Source organism: Steroidobacter sp. (assembly GCF_016790065.1).
Lineage (GTDB): Bacteria > Pseudomonadota > Gammaproteobacteria > Steroidobacterales > Steroidobacteraceae > Steroidobacter.
On record NZ_JAEUPY010000079.1, the window covers coordinates 1 to 21,289 of the forward strand.

The 21,289-nt window shown below is 60.4% G+C and carries 12 protein-coding genes and 1 pseudogene; 11 read left to right on the top strand and 2 right to left on the bottom strand.

The features are described 5' to 3' along the window. A pseudogene (locus JNL55_RS03240) lies at nt 1-383 on the top strand (hypothetical protein); the annotation flags it as partial. 7 nt (nt 384-390) lie between these two features. On the opposite strand, the gene JNL55_RS03245 reads toward JNL55_RS03240, so the two are convergent. Next, nucleotides 391-1,251, bottom strand: coding sequence for a 3-hydroxyacyl-CoA dehydrogenase family protein (locus JNL55_RS03245; RefSeq protein ID WP_293849184.1), 861 nt, complete (start codon nt 1,249-1,251; stop codon nt 391-393). A gap of 9 nt (nt 1,252-1,260) precedes the next feature. Then, complete coding sequence (locus JNL55_RS03250; protein ID WP_293849186.1) at nt 1,261-2,055, bottom strand: enoyl-CoA hydratase-related protein; 795 nt, start codon at nt 2,053-2,055, stop codon at nt 1,261-1,263. A gap of 210 nt (nt 2,056-2,265) precedes the next feature. On the opposite strand from JNL55_RS03250, the gene JNL55_RS03255 reads away from it, so the two are divergent. The 10 genes from JNL55_RS03255 to JNL55_RS03300 all read left to right on the top strand — a co-directional run. Then, entirely contained in the window at nt 2,266-3,570 is a 1,305-nt protein-coding gene (locus tag JNL55_RS03255) for an acyl-CoA dehydrogenase family protein (RefSeq protein WP_293849189.1), read from the top strand. Next, nucleotides 3,549-4,628, top strand: a complete 1,080-nt coding sequence (locus JNL55_RS03260) for a phosphotransferase (RefSeq protein ID WP_293849192.1) — start codon at nt 3,549-3,551, stop codon at nt 4,626-4,628. The genes JNL55_RS03255 and JNL55_RS03260 overlap by 22 nt, the downstream gene beginning before the upstream one ends. A 124-nt stretch (nt 4,629-4,752) precedes the next feature. Further along, nucleotides 4,753-5,295: an RNA polymerase sigma factor gene (locus JNL55_RS03265; protein WP_293849195.1), complete on the top strand. Its 543-nt coding sequence runs from the start codon at nt 4,753-4,755 to the stop codon at nt 5,293-5,295. Then, nucleotides 5,295-6,338 (top strand): FecR family protein, encoded by a 1,044-nt coding sequence (locus tag JNL55_RS03270; RefSeq protein WP_293849198.1) that lies wholly within the window; start codon nt 5,295-5,297, stop codon nt 6,336-6,338. The genes JNL55_RS03265 and JNL55_RS03270 overlap by 1 nt, the downstream gene beginning before the upstream one ends. Nucleotides 6,339-6,447: 109 nt before the next feature. Next, nucleotides 6,448-11,124, top strand: a complete 4,677-nt coding sequence (locus JNL55_RS03275; protein ID WP_293849201.1) for a TonB-dependent siderophore receptor — start codon at nt 6,448-6,450, stop codon at nt 11,122-11,124. A 12-nt stretch (nt 11,125-11,136) separates the two neighbouring features. Next, on the top strand, nt 11,137-14,463 hold the full coding sequence (locus JNL55_RS03280) for an amidohydrolase family protein (protein ID WP_293849204.1): 3,327 nt from the start codon (nt 11,137-11,139) through the stop codon (nt 14,461-14,463). Beyond that, complete coding sequence (locus JNL55_RS03285) at nt 14,460-15,944, top strand: serine hydrolase domain-containing protein (RefSeq protein WP_293849206.1); 1,485 nt, start codon at nt 14,460-14,462, stop codon at nt 15,942-15,944. The genes JNL55_RS03280 and JNL55_RS03285 overlap by 4 nt, the downstream gene beginning before the upstream one ends. Further along, the gene (locus JNL55_RS03290) at nt 15,944-17,377 is read left to right on the top strand and encodes a serine hydrolase domain-containing protein (protein WP_293849209.1); all 1,434 of its coding nucleotides are present in this window, start codon (nt 15,944-15,946) and stop codon (nt 17,375-17,377) included. Before JNL55_RS03285 ends, JNL55_RS03290 begins: the two co-directional genes overlap by 1 nt. A gap of 32 nt (nt 17,378-17,409) precedes the next feature. After that, the gene (locus JNL55_RS03295) at nt 17,410-18,876 is read left to right on the top strand and encodes a serine hydrolase domain-containing protein (RefSeq protein ID WP_293849212.1); all 1,467 of its coding nucleotides are present in this window, start codon (nt 17,410-17,412) and stop codon (nt 18,874-18,876) included. A 68-nt stretch (nt 18,877-18,944) separates the two neighbouring features. Further along, nucleotides 18,945-21,289: M1 family aminopeptidase (locus tag JNL55_RS03300; protein WP_293849215.1), on the top strand; the 2,345-nt coding region annotated here is incomplete at its 3' end.

Consider the following 21,289-nt stretch of genomic DNA (forward strand, 5'->3'; position numbering starts at 1 on the left):
TGGCGGCTTATTGTGTGAGCAAACACGGTGTCGTCGTGCTGAGCGAAGTGTTGCATCAGGAGTTGCAGTCGCAGAATGCCGCGCTCGGCGTCACCATCCTGTGCCCGGCGTTCGTGTCGACTGGGATCATTCACAGTGATCGCGCACGCTCGACGGACTCCGCCGCGCCAACGTTGTCAGCGGCAGCTCAAGCGGCAGAAGCAAAGCTGACCAAAGCGGTTCAATCCGGTCGCTTGACTGCGGCCGATGTGGCTCGGCTGACGTTAGAAGGCGTGCGCAACCGGTCGCTGTACGTCTTCACGCATCGAAAGATCCGGAATGCGATCGAAGCGCGCATGTCCGGTGTGTATGGCGCGTTTGAAGAGAAGGCGGCAACGAGCTGACCTCGCGTCACTGCTTCGTGCGCCAACCTGGTCGGCCTTTGCCGCCGATCAGTCCGGCGCGCACGCGTTGCTTTAACAGAGGACGCGGGCGGAATCGTTCGCCGTAAGACTCATACATGATCTCTTGTGCCTGCACGCACAGGCTGGACGTTGTCGCGTCCATCAGCTCGAACGGTCCCATGGGATGGCCGAGGCCGAGTCGGCATGCAATGTCGATATCTTCGGGGGTGGCGACGCCTTCCTCCACTAGCCGCACTGCTTCGATCATAAACGCGTGCAGGACTCGATTGACCGCGAAGCCAGCGACGTCTTTGACGCGGATCGCGGTCTTGCCAGCGCCGTTACAGAGTTCAGTGACGATTGCAGTGGTGGTCTCTGCCGTATCGAAAGCCGGAATCACTTCGACCAACTTCATCCGCGATACCGGCGAGAAGTAATGTGTGCCGATGAATAGCGGCTTGCGCTCGGAGCGCAGCGCGGCGGCCAAGGTTGAAATCGGAATGGTCGAAGTGTTGGACGCTAGAATGGTGTTCGCGGGGCAGACTCGGTCGAGTTCGCTCAGCACCGCGTTCTTGACGGTCAGATCTTCGAACACGGCTTCGGTGACGAAATCGCGATCGGCGAAATCGCTGAGCGAAGTATGTGTGGTGATGCGCTGGAGCGCGGATTGAACCTGTTGCGGCTGATAGAAGCCGCGCGCGATGCCTTTCTCCGTAACAGATTGCAGCCGGCTGAGGGCGCGGGTGAGTGCGTCCTGGGTCGTATCCGCCAGCGCTACGTCGTGGCCGGCGAGCGCGAACACGAGTGCGATTTCGCTGCCCATGAGCCCGGCGCCGACGACGCCGATCTTGCGAGTGTCAATTGGCATTGATGGGTCCTAACGGCCTTGCCAGCTGGGCGGCCGCTTTTCGATGAAGGCGCGGGGGCCTTCGGCAAAGTCGGCGGTCAGCATGATGCGCTCCTGCGCTTCGAGGGATTGCGCGCTCAGCTCGGCGTCTTCCAGATCGAAGGCGCGTCGAGCCAGGCGCAGGCTTTCACGCACGGCCAGCGGAGCATTCACGCAAATCGTTTCCGCGAAGTCCAAGGCGCTCTGTAACGTTTGTTCCTTGGGAACGACGCGATTGATCAAGTTCAAGGTGAGCGCGCGAGCTGCGCCGAGACGTGCTCCAGTGGCGATGAGTTCGAACGCTAAAGCACGCGGCAGACGCCTGGGCAATCGGTAAGCGCCGCCGGCAGCTGCCAGCAAGCCACGCAAGACTTCGGGCAGGGCGAACTGCGCGTCTTCGGATGCGATGATGAAATCGCAGGCCAACGCGACCTCGAAGCCGCCCGCCACTGCGAGCCCATCGACAGCGGCGATCCAAACTTTGTCTCGCTTGGCATTGACGAAGCCGGCGAAACCACCCGCATCCGTCCACAGCGCCGGCATGCCACCCGCCGAGACTTCCTTGAGATCTGCGCCGGAGCAGAACGCTTTGCCGCCGGCACCGGTAATTACCGCGGCCCAGATGTTCGGATCTGCTTCGATGGCCGCGACGATACGATCCATCTCTTTGGCAACGACAGCATTGATGGCATTGCGTGCTTCGGGACGACGCAGGGTCACGAGCGCGATGTGCTCGCGCGCGATTTCCATAGTGACCGGCGCATTGGCCGCGACAGGTGCATTCATGATTGACGATGGATTTCCAATGCGACGGTGGATTTGCCGGGGATGACTTCCACCACAGCCACGCTGATCGCCGGCAACACGATCTTAGCGTTCGAGGCAGCGGCCATTCTTGCGCTCAGCGGCTGCAGTTCGCGCTGTACAACGCTTGGCGACGGGTCGTAGGCTGCGCAATGAACGCGCCCGGCGTTATCACGTGCTGAGACAACGATCATGGAGTTCACCTACTCGCAGACCGTCGCGTCGTACCGCGAACGTTTGGAAGAGTTCATGGCTCGGCACATCTATCCGAACGAGCGGATCTTCTATCAGCAGTCCGATCGCATCGGACCGTGGGGCGTGCAGCCCATCGTCGAGGAGTTGAAGGAGGTCGCTCGCGAGCAGGGGTTGTGGAATCTGTTTCTGCCGGACTCGGAGCATGGTGCGGGCCTGAGCAACCTGGACTATGCGCCGCTGTGCGAGATCATGGGCCGCTCGCATCTCGCGCCCGAAGTATTCAACTGTTCCGCGCCGGATACCGGCAACATGGAAGTGCTGGCGCGCTTCGGTACAGAGGAACATAAGAAGCGTTGGCTCGAACCGCTGCTGGCCGGTGAGATCCGTTCATCGTTCGCGATGACCGAGCCGCTGGTGGCTTCCTCGGATGCAACGAATGTCGAAAGTCATATTCGCCGTGATGGCGATGACTACGTGATCAACGGTCGCAAGTGGTACACCACCGGCGCCACCGACCCGCGCTGTCAAATCATCATTTTCATGGGCAAGACCGCACCCGATCATCCGGATCGGCATCGCCAGCAATCCATGATTCTGGTGCCCAAGCACACTCCTGGCGTGCGAGTGCTGCGCTCGCTGCCGGTGTTCGGGTTTTATGGCGTGCCGGATCGTGCCGCCGAAGTGGTGTTCGAGAATGTGCGCGTGCCGGCTACCAACATTCTGTTGGGAGAAGGGCGTGGGTTCGAAATTGCTCAGGCGCGCCTCGGGCCGGGGCGAATTCATCATTGCATGCGGCTCATCGGTTTGAGCGAACGAGTGCTCGAGCGTATGTGTCGTCGCGCAGAGATGCGCACCACTTTCGGCAAGCCGGTGGCTGATCGAACGGTGACGCTCGAACGTGTGTCGAAGTCGCGCATCCTGATCGAACAAGCGCGGCTGCTCACGTTGAAGGCAGCCTGGATGATGGACACCGTGGGCAACAAGGAAGCGCGCTCGGAGATCGCGATGATCAAGGTAGTCGCGCCCGAGGCGGCGTGTCAGATCATCGACTGGGCCATTCAGATGTTTGGCGGCGGCGGGACCAACAACGATCATTTCCTGACCGCGGCTTACGCGACGGCGCGCTTGCTGCGTCTTGCGGACGGACCGGATGAAGTTCATCGCAACCAGATCGGCAAGTTGGAAATCCGTCGTCACCGCGAGACCGATCCTCGCGTTACTGGCGGCGGTGCTGATGTGCTTACGCTCGCTGAGGTAGAGCAAATCGCAGAGGCAGAGGCATGGCGGCGGCCACCACAGTGAACAGCGACACCTTGCCGGTCCGCGAAGGTTTCGAACTCGACGTGCCACGGCTGCACGCCTGGATGCAGGATCATGTCGCGGACTATCACGGCCCGTTGAGCATCGAACAGTTCGCAGGCGGGCAATCCAACCCGACCTACCGATTGATCACTGCGGATCGCTGTTACGTCCTGCGACGCAAGCCACCGGGTCAGTTGCTCAAAGGTGCTCACGCTGTCGAGCGTGAAGCACGCGTGCTGACAGCGCTCGCGAACGTCGGCTTTCCCGCTGCGAAGGTTTATGGACTGTGCACCGACGATTCGGTGCTGGGCACTTGGTTCTACGTGATGGAGATGGTCGAGGGGCGCATCTTCTGGGATACGGCACTCCCGCAACTCGAACGTAGTGAGCGAGCCGCCTACTTCGATGCCATGAATGAGACCATCGCTCGCTTGCATGGCCTCGACTACGAATCTTTGGGACTGAGCGACTACGGCCGGCCCGGCAACTACTTCTCGCGGCAGATCGATCGATGGAGTCGTCAGTATCTGGGCGATACCGCTGCCGGCCGCGATCCGAACTTGGACAAGCTCGTCGAATGGTTACCTGCAAACATTCCCGCTGGAGAACAGACTTGCCTGGTGCATGGTGACTTTCGCGTCGACAACCTCATCTTCCATCCCACCGAACCCCGCGTGCTTGCGGTGCTCGATTGGGAGCTGTCGACGCTGGGGCATCCGTTGGCCGACTTCACTTATCACTCGATGATGTATCGCATGCCGCCTCACATCGTCACGGGACTCGCGGGCAAAGATCTCAGCGCACTGGGGCTTCCCAGCGAGTCCGACTATGTCGCCGCGTACTGTCGGCGGACTGGACGAGATGGCATCGCCGACTACCGGTTCTATGTCGCGTTCAATTTCTTCCGCCTGGCGGCGATCATCCACGGCATCAAAGGCCGGATGATTCGCGGGACTGCGTCCTCTGCGCAGGCGAAGCGGCGAGTCGAAGTGCTGCCAGAGCTTGCCGCGCTGGCGTGGCAGCAGGCCGGCGGTTCGGCCGTCGGCCCAACCTCGTAACGACGATCCGGGCAGAAAATCCCCCCATACGATTTTGGCGCCTTGTGGAGCTGTGGTTTTCCGGCGTACTGTGGGTCGCCCGGGCCCGTATGCGATCCTGAAAATCCCTAGCCTGTCTGCCGTCTTGAACTCGAAGACCGACACCGCGAATGAGCTGTTCACCCGACTCTTCAATGAGAGCCGGTTGGCGTTGCGTCGCTACATCCGCCGCTTGGTCCGTTCGGAGGCGACCGCGGATGAGATCGTGCAGGAGGCGTTCCTGCGCACCTATGAACGAGGCAACGCGGTTCAGATCCCGCGCGCCTTTCTGTTTTCGACGGCGCGAAATCTCGCTGCCGATCGGCGTCGTCATGAGCGCGTAGCTGCCACCGATTCGCTGGCGGACTATGACGACTCCAGGATCGGGGCGCCCGGGGTGCCATTGGACGATGCGCTCATTGCCGACGAAGCATCGCGCATGTTGAAGAAGGCCATTGATCGCCTGCCTCCGCAAAGTCAGGCGGCGCTCAGCTTGAAGCTGTTCCACGGCTACTCGTACAAGGAGATCGCGGCGGCCTTGGGCTTGTCTGAGAAAACCGTCGAGAAGCACATCGCGCGCGGACTGGAGCGAACGCACGAATATTTGCAGGCGCGATACCATGAGATGCAAAGGGAAGGAGGGCCATGATGGCTGAGATTCACCCATTGCGCAGTGCTGCGCAGATCCGCCGCGAGGCCAGCGAATGGATTGCGCGATTGAACGCGGATCGAGTCTCGGACGACGATCGTTCGAACTTCGAGAAGTGGCGTGCCGAGACAGCGAGTCATGCGCGCGCCTATGAGGAAGTTTCCGCCACCTGGTTGCAGATGCAACGCACCGGCGAGCTGGTGAGCTCGGTCGCCTTGGGGCAGGCATTCAGCGCATCGACGCGCAAAGCCATTCAAAAATCCATCCGGGCTTCGAAACGCCGCGCCGTGTTCGCCACCGCTGCGGCAGTGGCCATGGCGACGCTGGTCGGGTGGTGGTGGGTTGCTACGCTTGCTCCCCGCACGTTGTTTCAGACTGCCATCGGTCAGCATGCGAACGTGGTGTTGCCCGATGGGTCGTCGCTGGAACTGAACAGCAATACCAGTGCGCGCGTCGACTATACCGAGAAGATGCGTGTCATCAGGCTGGAGCGCGGCGAGGCATTCTTCAACGTCGGGCACGATGCGCAGCGGCCATTCTGGGTTCTTGCGGGGGGCACCTGGGTGCGTGCCGTCGGTACCGCGTTCAATGTTCATATGCTGCCGAGCGGTGTGAGCGTCACAGTCAGCGAAGGCGTGGTGAAGGTTGTCGGCAATGCTCCCGCCGGGAGCGCGACACCTTCGGATGAGCAGCTGTCGCTTGCGTCGGTTTCAGTGCTGCGTGCCGGCCAGCAGGCCAGTGTGCAGAAAGCGGCAACGCAGGTTCGTGCCATTGCAGCCGAGGAAATCACACGCCTGGTGTCTTGGCGGCAAGGGTTGATCTATATCAAGCAAGAGCGCTTGGATCATGTGGTCGATGAGCTCAGTCGTTACACCACGGTGCGAGTCGTGATCGAGAACGATGCGTTACGCGCACTGGATGTCGGCGGCACGTTCGAGACCAGCTCACAAGGCACCGAGGCGCTGTTGACCATGCTGGAGGAAGGTTTCGGCTTGCAAGTGCGCCGTGACGGCGACACCGCTTACGTCTCAGGTTCCGAATAGACGCTCGAACTGAAAACAGGCTGGGGGATTCTGTCTCGCGAGTCGTCGTTGCTTCCAATGTCAGCGTACCTGGCGCTGACCGACCGAAAACAAAGTTGGGGAGCTACGAATGAAATCTTTTATTGCTGCCGTCGCGGCGGCTACCGGCTCGGAGACTACGACCAAGAAACGTGGCAAGCACTCGCGTGCCACTCAGCTGCTGGCGCTGTCGCTGCTTTCTCCCATCTGCGTGGTCGCGGCAGCTGAAACGCAGCGCTTCGACATTCCTGCTCAAGCGTTGCCCGATGCGCTCAAGGTCTTTGCTGACCAGTCGAGAATGCAACTGCTCTACAAGCCTGAGGCATTGAGCGGCGGCGTGTCGACCACTGTGGTCGGCGATCTCGAGAAGCGAGCTGCTCTGGAGTTGCTGCTCAAGGGCACGGGCTTCGAAGTCGTGTTCAGCAAAGGCAATGCGGCGACGATTCGGCCGGCCGGCTTTGGGAAGTCGAGTGCGAACGCAGCGGGCCACGCGGGCGACAGCAGCGCGGTCAGCGATGGCGATGTTTCCGATGTGGAAACAGTGATGGTGTTCGGCACGCTGGAAAATCGCTTGAGCGTTGCCTCGAAGTCCGGTCAGTCGCTGCGTGAGACACCGAAGTCGGTCACCATCATGACCGGCGAACGCATCGAAGCCCAGAATCTGACTTCGTTGCAGGAAGCCTTGATTCAGACCACTGGTGTCTCGGTCAGCGCATTCAATCCGCTGGAGACCTTCTACTACTCGCGCGGCATCAAGCTCGAAACGTTGCAGTTCGATGGCGGTGCGCCGGCCTACACCGGCGGGCTGGGCATTTCCTATACCCCCGATACGGCGACGATCGAGCAAATTCAAGTCCTGCGGGGTGTGGATGGCATGTACTCCGGTGCCGGCGAGCCGGGCGGCGTGGTCAATCTGGTGCGTAAGCGCCCCGAGCGGACCGCAGCGATGCGAGTGAACTTATCCGCGGGCACCTGGGACAACTATCGAGCGATCCTCGATGCGACCGGCCCGTTGGCACTCGATGGGCGGCTGCGCGGCCGTGCCGTTGCGTCGTACATGGATCGTGGCTATCACCTGGATCGCTACACGACCGAGAAGCAGATTCTGTACGGAGTGTTGGAATTCGATGCTACCGATAGCACGCTGCTGGCGGCGGGGCTGAGCTACGAGAAACGCGATGACAAGGGTTACCCCGGTTGGGGAACGCCGCGCTACACGAACGGTACGACGCTCGATGTGCCGCGTGAATACAGCATCGCGCCGCCCTGGACCTACTGGAACTCAGACACTCTGGACGCATTCGCCCGAGTGGAGCAGAAGTACGGCGAGACTGGTGTGATTCGTCTGAATCTGAATCAGATCGAGCAGGACAGCGATCTGAACTATGTGACGTTCAGTACGGCCGTGAATCCGGTGACATACGCCGGCGCCAGAATGTTTCGCCGCCGCGCCGACATCTCCACCACTCAGCGTCTGGCCGATCTGTCGGCCAGCGGCAAATGGCAATTGTTCGGCCGCGAGCACAGCTACACGGTGGGCATGGACTACACCAAACTGAGCGGCACTGAGCTCAGCTACACGGTCATCCCCACCAACATCATTCCCATCACCAATTTCTACGCCTACAACCCAGCGACCTTCGCGGAGCCTGCAACGGTCCCCAGTTCTTACTATCCGTTCCGGGAGCGGCAGCAACAAGGCTACTACGCCACCATTGGGTTGCAGTTGGCCGCGCCTCTGCGGTTGACCATCGGCGGCCGTTACGGCACGTTTCACTACGATCACGCTTTGAGAACGCTCGCCACCGGCGCGACCTCTTATTTGCGTTACGACGAAGAAGAGTTCATTCCCAGCGCCGCGTTGAGTTATTCGCTGTCGGATCGATGGACCGCTTATCTCAGTTACGGCGAAACATTCAATCCGCAGGGCAATCTGTTCACCGGCCCGCCGCCGGGTAACGATCCGCTGACCCCGGTCGTGGGTAACAACCTGGAGCTGGGCATCAAGGGCGATGTGTTCGAAGGCGTCACTGCTGCGGCCTCGATCTATCGACTCAAGCGTGAAGGTCAAGGCGCAGCCGATCTGGCCTACGTGGCGGTGACCGATCCAAGCACCGGCGTGAGCTGCTGCTACGTTCAGCACGGCGACATCATCGTCGAAGGCATGGATCTGGAGATGTCCGGTCGGGTGGTCTCGGGCTGGCAAGTGTTCGGTGGCTACACGTTTACGCAGACGGACTATGTCGGCGGGCCGACCGGTGCAACCACGTTGGGCAGAACTCCCAAGCACCAACTCAAGATCTGGAGCACGTATCAGCTGCCGGGCCGATTCTCGGCGCTGACACTCAACGCCGGCGTCACTGCGCAGACCAGCACGTACTTTGGCAGCAGTCCCTTCAACGCAGCGTTGGTCGACCTTCACTACGGCGGCATCACGCTGTGGAATGCATCGGCGCAGTACGCGCTCACGGACAAATGGACGCTCGCTGTGTACAGCGAAAACCTGACCGACAAGGTGTACTGGCAGCCGACCGGCAATCTCAACGGCCAGAACGTCTACGGCAACCCGCGTAGCGTCACCGTGTCCATTCGCGGAGGCTGGTTGTACCCGTCTATCCAATGCGTCGCGCGCAGTTCTTGCGCGCGACGTCTCCTTACGCTTTCGATGAGCGAGCCCATGAAAAAGCTTCTGCTATGTGTCTTGTTGTACGCGTCGGCGAGTAACGGCGCTTCGCGGCCGGAAACGTTCACGCTGGCAGAGTCGGCCGCGGCGCATGCGTCGATGAGCGGCAGGATGATCGTCGGTGCGCACAGCCGTTACATACTGTCGAGCGATGGCAACAATTTGTTTGCTGCCACGGCGCCGACGTTTCAGCCGCGGCAGGTGACGTCCTATACCGATAAAGCCGGTCTGGGGAATATCTCCATGGCGCCGGACGGGCGCTCGGTCTTCTACATCCGAGGGCGCAAACAACGCGGCTTCGAGTCCTATCCTGCGCAGGATACGCGTGAGCTGATCAAGCTGGACATTGAGACTGGTCAGACGATGCAAGTGGCGGGCGCACAGAATATTCCTTCCGGTTCGCTGGCTTTCTCCAAGGATGCTCGCGCGTTCGCTTTCAGCGAAGGCAAGATGCTGTGGGAGTTTCGTCAGCAGGCGCAGGGCTGGGCGCGACGCCCGCTGTTGGAGAATAATCCGGAGCATTACGCGGCGGTCTACATCGAGGACCTTGCGTACTCGCCCGATGGCACGCAACTGGCTTTTAGTAGCCAGCGCAAAGCCGGCCAGCGCTATGTCGGCGTGGTCGATCTGGCAACGCTGAAGCATCGTTATCTGTCCCCCGGCATCTTCCGGGACAGCAAGCCCGTGTGGTCGCCCGATGGCAAGCAATTGCTGTTCGTACGAGTGCCAGGCAACTGGACCATGGCCTATCGCTTCTCGGAACAGTCGCGCGGTGTGCCGTGGAGCTTGGAGTTGGCTGATCCGAAAAGCGGCGACGTTCGCACGCTGTGGCGTGCGGATGTGGGCGCCGGCAGCGTTCTTGGGCCGGAATTCGAAGCGCCGATCTGGACGCGCGACGGTCAGATTCTGTTCCTGTGGGAAAAGACCGGCTGGCAGTTGTTGTATTCGATGGCAGCCAGCGGTGGCGCGCCTCGTTTGTTGACGCCGGGTGAAGGTGAAGTGAGCCATGTGACGCTGAACGCAGCGGGCACTCGCATCGCCTACGGCTCCAACATCGGCGACCTGCCTCGTCAGCATGTGTGGCAGCTCTCTTTGAACGGTGGCCAACCGCAGCGTGTGGTGCAAGGGACGGGCATGGAGGCGTGGCCTGTCTTCACTGCCGACGATGCGCTGTTCTATACGGCCAACGTGAATGGCCGGATGCCGAATCGGCGGCTCGTCGCCATGGGTAAAAACATCGTCACGTTGACGCCCACCGCTGCAGAAGAAACAAAGTTCCGCAAGATCTGGGATCAATTCGTCGATATCGAAGTGCTGCCCGTGCGTGCCGAAGACGGCATCCTCACTCATCACTTATTGATGGTGCCGAGAGGCAAGGCGCCCGCTGGCGGCTACCCGGTCATTGTCACTGCCAAAGGCGGGCCGACGGGGCGCGTGCTGCCGGGGCAAGGCTATGTCGCTTACCCATCATTCGCCCAATACGCGGTGAGTCGCGGATACATCGTTCTAGAGATCAACTATCGCGGCAGCACCAGCTTCGGCCTGGACTATCGCTTTCCCGCTGAGCGGGGTGCGACTGGCGGCAGCGAAGTGAAGGATCTCGCCGCGCTCGCGCGCTACTTGAAGTCCCGACCGGACGTCGATCCAAAACGCATTGGCATCGCGGGCCATTCCTATGGTGGACACATCGTGGGCCTTGCGCTCAGCCGGCTGTCGGAAGACTTCGCTGCTGGGATCCACATGAGCGGCGTGGGCGATTGGTTGATCGAGATGAAGAAGGATGGCGAGACGGTGCGAGAGCTCGATGGCCCGCCTGAGTTCATGCCGCTCTCCGAGCGTATGAAGATCGAGGATCTCGCACGCGCGTCCTCATCCACATCGAGCATCGCGAACTGGCGCGCGCCGACGCTGTTCATCATGGGTGAGATGGATACGGCCGGACACATGGAGTCCGTCATCGACTTGGGTTATCGGCTGATGGAACGCGGCACGCCCACGCAGTTCTATATCGTGCCCGATTCGGGACACGCGGATGCCAAGGTGTTTCCGCTGCAGAAGATGTTTGATTTCTTCGAGCGAATGTAGAGGGTTCGCAGCTTGCTTGGAATCAATAAAAAATACGGCCGGCCGGTTGTTGTGCTGACCATGCTGCTGGCTGCAACGGCCTTTGCCAGCGACGATGCTTGGGACGTCACCGACACTGGCCAGCCGTATACGGACGCCAAGTTCACCGTGACCGAAGGCACCTGGATGAATCTGGATGTGAGTCCGGACGGCAACACTCTGGTGTTCGACATGCTGGGCGATATCTATTCCATGCCCGCCAGCGGCGGCACGGCCAGATTGCTACACGGCGGCCCGGCGCTGGAGTATCAGCCGCGCTTCAGCCACGACGGCTCGAAGCTGCTGTACGTCAGCGATCGGGGTGGCAGTTACAACATCTGGAGTTCGGCCGCCGATGGCTCGCAGGCTCGACAGGTTACTCACGAAACCTTCGACGCGCTGGGTACGCCATCCTGGGCTGCCAACGGTCGCTACCTGGTCGCGACCAAGTACTCCGGCCGGTCTCTAGGCAAGCTGCCGGAGCTTTGGTTCTACCATCTCGATGGCGGTCAGGGTCGGCTGCTGGTGGAAGTGTCCAAGAACAGCAGCGTGGTTCACGAGCCGCAACTCTCCAGTGACGGCCGCTATCTGTATTACACCGAGAAGACGTCCATCGGCAGGTTCAGCAACGTTCTGCAGCCGATTTACTCCATCAAACGGCGTGCGCTGAGCGACGGCAAGGTGGAGGAGGTGTTGAACGGCTTTGGTGGTGCGACCACGGCGCAATTGTCGCCCGACAATGGGCGCATCGCCTTCGTCCGGCGCGTCAAGAACAAGAGCGTCTTGTTTGTTTACGACACGCGCAGCGGCGAGCAGTGGCCAGTCTACGACGATCTGGAGCGTGATCTGCGCGCCAATCGAAATCCTCGCGCCGGCAGTTACTATCCTCAGTTCGACTGGTTTCCGAACGGTCGCGAAGTCGCCATCTGGAGCAAAGGTAAGCTCTATCGAATCGACGTCGACACTCGAGTGCGGCAGGAAATTCCTTTTCGAGTGAACGCCGAGCATCGAATCACCAAACCTGCGCGCTTCGAAACTGCGCTGGCGCCGGAGCAGTTCACGGTCCGCGCCATCCAGCACATCGCTCCGACGCCGGACGGCAAGAGCGTGACATTCAATGCGCTCGGCCGCTTGTGGCACAAAGCGCTGCCCAACGGTGTGCCGCAGCGCCTGACCAAGAGCACTACATTCGAGTTCGAACCCAGCTATTCACGCGATGGCTCCGCGCTTGTCTATGTTTCCTGGGATGACGAGCGGGGCGCCGCGCTCGAACTCATGACCACCAAGAGTCGACGCGTCAGGACGGTGTTGAAAGGCGCCGGCATCATTCGGCAACCGACCTTCTCGCCGGATGGCAAGCAGCTGGTCTACTGGATCGAGCGTGGCAACAAGAGATTGGGCGGCTATCGAGCGCTCAACGCAGGTCTCTACTGGCTCTCTATCGCCGGTGGCGAGCCTCATTACCTGGGTATCGAGGGGCGCGATCCGCAGTTTTCCGCCGACGGCCGGCGCATCTACTACGTAGCCAAGGCTGACGGTTATCTGGGCATCAGCAAAGGAAACAATCTGCAGAGCGTCAACCTCGACGGGCTGGACCGGCGGCTGCACGTGACCAGCGAAGATGCTCAAGAATTGACGCTCAGTCCGGATGGCAGGTGGCTGGCCTACAAGAACCAGCAGCAGTACTGCGTCGTTCCGAATGACCAGACTGGAGTGTTGCTCCGACTGACCAAGACCAGCCAAGAGCTGCCGGTCACGCAGTTGACCGAAAACGGTGGCGACGAGATTGTCTGGTCGGCCGATTCGAGTCGGCTGCACTGGATGCTAGGCCAGACTTTATCCACTGCCGCGATAGACGGACGGAGTGCGGCGAAGCTGAAGCCGACGATTACTGAGTCGAGCATCGATCTGCAAGCACCGACCGATAAGCCGCAAGGCACGATCGCATTCACCAACGCTCGTCTGATTACGATGCGAGGCGAGGAAGTGATCGAGCGCGGTTCGCTCGTGGTGACAGACAACCGCATCGTCGCTGTCGGTCCCTCGGATCAGGTCGATATTCCTCGGGCTGCGAAGGTCATCGACGCGAGCGGCAAGACGTTGATGCCTGGCCTGATCGATATGCACGGTCATTTCGATGTCGATACCGATCTGCAGTTGACGCCGCAAAAACACGCCAGTCACTACGCCGCATTGGCGTTCGGCGTGACGACCAATTTCGATCCGTCGGCGCCACCGGAGTTGCAAGCGTTCGCGGAAGCCGAACTGAATCTGTCCGGCAATGCGGTTGGGCCGCGTTTGCTGACCACAGGTAAGGTCATCTTCGGTGCCGACCTGCCCAGCATGTTTCATCCAATCAATGGATTCGAAGATGCCCGCAAGGCGGTGGCTCATCGTAAGGCTCTGGGTGCGGTCGTCGTGAAGAGCTATCTGCAGCCCATGCGCAGCCAACGCCAGCAGATCGTCAAGGCGGCGCGCGAAGCTGGGTTGATGACGACCCCTGAAGGTGAAGGCGGTAATTTCCATACCAACCTGAGCATGATTCTCGATGGTCACATGAGCGTCGAGCACAACCTGCCGGTAGCCAACTATTACGACGACATGCTCCAGCTGCTGGCTCGCGGCGGAGTGTCGCTGACACCGACCATCGTCGTGACCAGCGGTGAGCCGCACGCCGAGGATTATTTCTATCAGAGCACACGGCCGTGGGATGACCCGAAAATCAAGACCTACGTGCAGACGACTTTTGCTTGGTACAACCCGATACAGGGCACTGCCGAGGATGCTCCTCCGTATGCCCGAGGCATGCTCAGTCTGTATCAGGCGGATGAGATCTGGGATGTCGGGTTCCGTTCGGTGGCGCGGACGATGAAGAAAGTGGATGACGCCGGCGGCGTGGTGACGACCGGCGCGCACGGACAAATCAAAGGAATGGATATCAACTGGGAGATGTGGAGCCTGAGCGAGGGTGGCATGAGCAATCACCGCGTGCTGCGTGCGGCGACTGTCAATGGTGCCAAGACCATCGGCTTGGACAAACAGATCGGCACGCTCGAAGCCGGCAAGCTCGCCGACCTGATCGTGCTGGATGCCAATCCGCTGGAGAACATTCGTAACACCAACACAGTGCGCTACACGATGGTGAACGGGCGGCTGTATGAATCGCTGTCCATGAACGAGATCGGCAACTACAACCGACCGCGCGGCAAGTTCTATTGGGAGTTGCCGGACTACCAGGGCATCGATTGGAACGAAGCCTGGGGCGGTCCCGGCATCAATTCCGGGCAGCCCACGTTACCTCCCGAGGAGTACTTGGATTGAATAGCCGCTTTGTCTGTGTGTTGACTGCTCTATGTCTGGCTAGTCAGCTGCTGCGACCTGCGTGTGCTGCGCAGGCAGATCGCTTCACTGAAATCCGCGAGCTCATTCGCACCACGATGCAGGAGACTGGCGCGCCCTCCGTGGCAGTGGCCATCAGTCAACGAGGCCGCATCGTGTGGGAGGAAGGCTTTGGTTGGGCCAACAAGGAAGCACGAGTGCCGGCCACCGAGCACACGATGTATTCGCTGGCTTCGATCTCCAAGCCGATCACCGCCACCGGCTTGATGACTCTGGTGCAAGCCAAACGCGTCGATCTGAACGCACCGATCAACGACTATCTCGGCCCGGCCAAGCTGGTGAATCGCGTCGATCCGGCGCAGAGCGCTTCCGTACGGCAGGTCGCGAATCATTCGTCCGGTCTGCCCACTTACTATCAATTCTTTTTCGCCGATGAGCCGAACGCGGTGCCGAGCATGGATACGACCATTGCGCGTCACGGGCAAGCGATGTGGTTACCTGGCGAGCGTTTTAAATACTCCAATCTGGGTTATGGCGTGCTCGGTGAGGTCGTCGCCCGAGTTTCCGGCCAGAGCTTTGCCGGCTTCATGCGTCAGCAGGTGTTTCTGCCGTTGGGCCTGACTCATATGTCGGTAGGTCTGGAGCCGACGCAACGTGCGTTCGAGGCGATTCGCTACGATGACAGCGGCGCGCCGCTGCCTGACTATGCGACCGATCACCCGGGTGCATCGGATGTGTACGCCAGTGCGCACGATCTGGTGCGCTTCGGCATGTTTCATCTGAAGACACATCTGCGCGATCAAAAGCAGATTCTGTCCGATGCAACCATCGATGATATGCAGCGGCTGAGTTTCCCGAACGCAGACCAACGTGCGTATGGCATCGGCTGGAATGTCAGAGAGTCGCTGAACGGTCAGCGCATGGTGGAACACGGCGGCAACATGCCTGGCGTCAAGACTGTGCTCATCATCATTCCAGCCGAGCAGATTGCCGTCGTCGTGCTCACCAATGGTGAGCTGGGAACGCCGCGCCCGATAGCGCATGCCATGCTCCAAGTGCTGCTACCGAAATGGGCGCCGCCGGAGGATGAGACCGAGCGCAAAGAACGTCCGCCGTTCAGTCCCACGCCGGCGTTGTTGGGCAAATGGCAGGGGCGTTTGCAAACCTACGATTTGGATCTGCCTGTGTCCATGGACGTGCTCGCCGACGGCAACATCCATGTGCAGTTGGGCAACCAATTACAGACGCTGGTGAACCAGCCGAGATTTTCCGACGGGTTCCTTAGAGGCCGAATGCTCGGTACCGGTCGAACTGGAGAGACGGGCCGCGCGGTGGACGATGTGACTCTTCTGTTGAAGCTGCGTGGCGCAGTGCTCAATGGCGAGGTCACGTTCAGTGCTACCGGCAAGCGCTCTGGCGCGACGGCTGCTTGGATGGAACTTAAGAAGGATGGAGCCAAGTAGTGAAGAGCTTGCGACAGGTGGCGGCGCTCTGTGCCGTGACCGCAGCGATCTGCGGTCCGACGACTTGCCGTGCGGACGCGATCGATGACTATGTGAATGCTGCCATCGAAGCCAATCACACTCCGGGTCTGGCGTTGGCCGTGGTCCAGGATGGTGTGTTGGTGCGTGCCCAGGGATATGGCTACGCGAATCTGGAGCACCGTGTGCCGGTGCATCCGGACACCATTTTTCAAACCGGCTCGCTGGGCAAGATGTTTACTGCCGTGGCGGTCATGCTGATGGTGGAAGACGGCAAGCTGTCGTTGGATGAATCGATCCGCAAGTACCTGCCCGACGCCCCGGCGTCGTGGCAAAAGATCACGATCCGGCAGCTGTTGACCCACACATCCGGCATGGGCGCGGCCTTCTACAGTCACGGCACTGTGAGCGAAGGAGCGTTCGATCTGCGCCAGGACTACAGCGACGAGCAGTTACTGCAGTTCTTCTATCGTGCCGAGTTGGTTGCTCCGGCCGGCCACAAGTTCAGCTACAGCAACACCGGCTATGCGTTATTGGGCGTGCTGGTGAAACGTGTCGGCGGCCGGTCTTATGCCGAGGTGCTGAAACAGCGCGTGTTCGGGCCGTTGGCAATGCACACCGCTGGCCAGATCGACGACCGGGGCATCGTGCCCAACCGTGCTGCCGGTTATCAGGTTCGCGAAGATGGCACGGTGTTGAATCAGCAATGGGTGGCGCCCACCAGTAACTCGACCGGCGATGGCACGTTGTATCTGACAGTGCTCGACTGGGCCAAGTGGGATGCGGGTGTGCGGGCAAGAAAAATTCTCAAGCCCGAATCCTGGGCGCAGATGTTATCTCCGGTGCGCTTGAACAGCGGCAAGACCTACCCGTATGGATTCGGCTGGTATCTGTTCAAGGTCGCGGGCCAGAAGACTTACCAGCATAGCGGCCAGTGGCAGGGGTTCGTGGCCAATTACGTTCGCTATGAGGACGCGGGTTTATCGGTGATCGTGCTCACCAACAGCGCTAGCGGCAATGCCAGCGCCATTGGGCGGCGAGTGGCGCAGATGATCGAGCCAGCGTTGGTGCCACCGCCCGCGGCAGCGATCGAAGATCGAGATCCTCGAGTCACGCAGCGGTTGCGGCAGATTCTGCTCGAAACAGAAATTCCGGCCAAGGAGCGCGCGGCATTCCCTTCCGCTTTTCTACTCGACCGAGCTGTCGTCCCGTATCAAAAGCATCGCAGCCAGTTGGGTCGCTTGCAGGAGTTGCGCCTGTTTGGGTTCGAGGAGTTGGGGGATGAGGCCGCTTACACCTATCGCGCCAGCTTCGATAAGGGACTGCTGGAAGTGGTCTTCGAGTTATCGCCTTCAGGCGCAATCCCTCGGCTTGCGGTACGCCCCTTGTCGGGGTGGGACGAGCCCTTGAAGTAGTGGCCGCTTTGGACAGAACGAAGGAAACAACAATGTCGGCCATGTTGCGCTTGGTATCGATGGGCCTGCTGTGCATGGCATGCGTCACCGCGGAGCCGGCAGATCTCGTTGCCGATGACCGGAGTCGCGAATTGGCGGTGGACGCCGTTTTCGCCGAGATGCAGCGGCCCGACGTTCCAGGAGCAGCAGTCGGAATCTATCGAGGCGGGCGGCTGATCTATTCGCGTGGCTACGGCATCGCGGACATCGATCACAAGGTGCCGGTGACGACGCAGACAGTTTTCAACCTGGCCAGTGTTTCCAAACAATTTACGGCGTTCTCGGTGGCGCTGCTGGCGCGCGAGGGCAAGCTGGATCTGCAAGCGGACATCCGCAAATACCTGCCTGACATCCCAGATTTCGGTGAGCGCATCACCGTTGCGGACCTGGTGCATCATCGTTCCGGACTGCGTAACTATCGCGTCCTCGGCAAGCTCAGTGGGCACGACAATGACAGCGTGTTGCGTCAACAGCATGTGCTCAATCTGGTGCGCAGTCAGCGGGCTCTGAGCTTTCCGCCTGGAACACGCTATGAGTACTCCAACACCGGCTACGTGCTGCTGGCGGAAATCGTCAAAGCGGTCTCCGGCAAGAGTCTGGGCGAGTTCATGCGCGAGCGCATCTTCGCACCGCTCGGCATGAAAGATACCCGGCTGCGGGACGATTTGAAGAGCATAGAAGCGGATTTCGCGGTGGGTTATGAGCTGACCGAGAACGGCAGCTCGTGGCGGCGGGCACTTTATAATCGCGAAACTTCTGGGCCGGGAAACATGCTGTCCACGGTCGGCGATCTGGCCAAGTGGGCCGGCCATTTCATGAATCCCGTGCTGGTCGATCGGGCGTTCATCCAACAGCTGTCGGCACCGAACACACTTCGGGACGGCACGTCCATCAACTACGGTTTCGGTTTACAACCGATGTCGGTCATCGGGCACCGGGTGGTCATGCATGGTGGCGGAGTCTCTGGGTACCGCTCGATATTCATGATGTTCCCCGACGACGATTTCGCGATCGTGTTGCTGGCCAATCATCTGATTCAGGTGAGTGCCAAAGCCGAACAATTGGCGCGGATCTATCTTGAGCCGCGTCCCAATCAGAAAGTGCCGCCGCCCGACATGCTCGGTCGCCATGTCACAGCCTGCGATCGTGATGCGCAACGTTCTAATCCAGCGGCACCGAGCAAGCCATCCTCTCAGGTGTTGGCAGCGATGGCAGGCACTTACCGAAGCGAGGAGATCGATACCACTTATACGCTGTCGTCTGAGTCAGGCCGTCTCACCTTGCATTCGTTATATCTCACCGAGCCGCAGCTGTTGACCCCGACGGTGCCCGATCGATTCAAGGCTCAGTCCGGACCACTCCAAGGACTGTGCGTGACCGTCGAGCGGGATGCTGTCGGCCGCGCGACGGCGTTGCTGTTTGACGTGGAGGATTTGGTCTTGCGGCTGCCTAGAAACTAGCAGCGATTCAGCAGCACCTGTACGCTTGGTAACCAGCGTCGCTGCAATCTGCGAAGGGTTTTTAGCAAATGAGTCATCGCGTCGGTGAGCTGATCGAGAAGCGGTCGTGTCGTTGGGTGGTGGGAAGCGTATTGACGGCGGCGTTAGCTGCCGGCTCGCTAGGCATTCCGGCTTCCCAAGCTGTTGCCGGCGTGACGCCGGGACATCGGCTGCCAGGCGCGCAAGATCGGCCGGTGCGGGCGAGGCAGGTCGATATATTGCGAGTCCGAGCGGACTTGCGATTCGACATGGAGCGCGAGCAGATAAAGGGCACGGCGCAGATTCGCTTCGCGCCGCTGCAGACGGGGCTGCGTTCGCTGGAGCTCGATGCATTCGGTCTGAACATCGAGAGTGTCAAAGCGGTGGGCAGCGGTGCGGCGCTCAAATGGAAGGCTGACGGCCCGAAGTTGTTGTTGGATCTGCCGGCAGTGCTGGCGCCGGGCGAAGCGACCGAAGTGCTGATCGCATACTCGGCACAACCGCGCTCCGGTCTGTACTTCCACCCGGCATCCGCCAGCAAAGCAGCGCAAGCATGGAATTTCGGCGAGGGCGGGCTGCACTACGGCTGGCTGCCCATGTACAACGACACCAACGATCGTTTCGCGGTCGAGTTTCGGATCACCGTCGCGGCGCCGCTGATCGCGCTTTCCAATGGTGTGTTGAAGGAAACAACCACGAATCGCGATGGCACTCGCACCTATCGTTGGGTGCAGGATGAGCCCATCCCCAACTATCTGATCGCGCTCAAGGTGGGCGACTTCAAGCAAGTGAAGTTGCCCTCGGCGCGCCTCGGTGCCAAGAACGTTCCGCTCAGCGTGTGGACTGCGCCGGGGGCCGAACGCAAGGTTGCTGAGAATTTCGGCAACACGCCGCGCATGATGGAGTACTTCTCGAAGCTGCTCGACTATCCCTATCCGTGGGTCAAGTACGATCAAGTCACGTTGCGAGAGTTTGGTGGCGCCATGGAAACCACCTCGATGGTCGGGTTCCCCGATATCTACGAGCGCGGCCACGGCGATCCGATCGATTCCAGTCCCGCGTTCGATCTGCCCTGGCCGATCTGGCAGACCGACGACACTATCTCCCACGAGCTGGCGCACCACTGGTTCGGCGACTTGGTGACTTGCCGTTCGCTCGGCTCGATCTGGCTCAACGAATCGTTTGCCACGTACATGCACACGGTCTGGAACGGGCACTCCAAGGGCGAGGACGATCTGACCTACCAGCGCTGGCGCTATCTGCACTTCTATCTGGACGACGTGCAAGCCACCGGCGAGGTGTTGCCGCTCGAGCGCCTCTATTACGACGCGCCCGAAGATATGTATCGGGAGTCCCTGACTTACATCAAAGGCTCGCTGGTCATCCACATGCTCCGACGCATCGTCGGCGATGAGGATTTCTATCGTGCGCTCAACCAATACTTGAAGACCCACGCTTTAGGTAATGTCGAAGCGCGCGATCTGCAAGCGGCGTTCGAGAGCACCACCGGGCGCGATCTGAATTGGTTCTTCAACGATTGGATCATCGGCGGCGGCGGGCATCCCGCCATCAAAGCGCAGACCCGCTGGTCTGCCGAGCGCCGTCAGCTGGATCTGACCTTGAATCAGGTGCAGAGCGATCTGCCGTTCGAGAATAAGTTTCGCTTGCCGGTCGAGGTCACTGTGTTCACCGAGCAGGGCAGCGCTACTCACACCGTCTGGATGGAAGACTGGCAAACACGCGTGACCTTGCCTGCTGGCACGGCGCCGATTGCGGTGAGCGTCGACGCGGGCAATTGGCTGGTCGCCGACATTCATCTCGAACAATCGTTGTCGGCGCTGACCTATTTGCTGAAGAACGGTGACGTGGCTGCCGGGTTGCGTGCCGCGCGTCAGTTGGCGGCGGACTATCCTCGCCGCGAAGAAAGCCTGACTGCGTTGGCGGATGTGCTCGCCGACACGAAGCGTCATTGGGGCTTGCGTCAAGAAGCAGCGATCAGCCTTGGAAGCATCGGTCAGACGGCGGCGATTGACGCATTGGCTAAGGCCTCCACTGATCCCGATCGCAGAGTCCGGCGCGGCGTTGCTGTGGCTCTCGGCAAGACGAACGGCGCACAGAGCTCGTTGACGTTGCGAGCGATGGTCGAGAAGGACACCGCCGAAGATGTCATCGCTGCCGCGGCGTTTTCGCTGGGCCGCACTCATGCGAAAGAGGCACGCTCATTCCTGGTTCAACAGTTGGAGCGCGATTCGCAATGGTGGAACGCCATCCGCACCGGCGCCATGTTGGGTCTGGCGGAATTGGAAGATCCGACGTTGGTGCCGACCTTCCAGAAATATCTAGCGCCGCAGCTGCAACGGCATTTGCGTTTGGCAGCGCTCGACGGCTGGTTCCG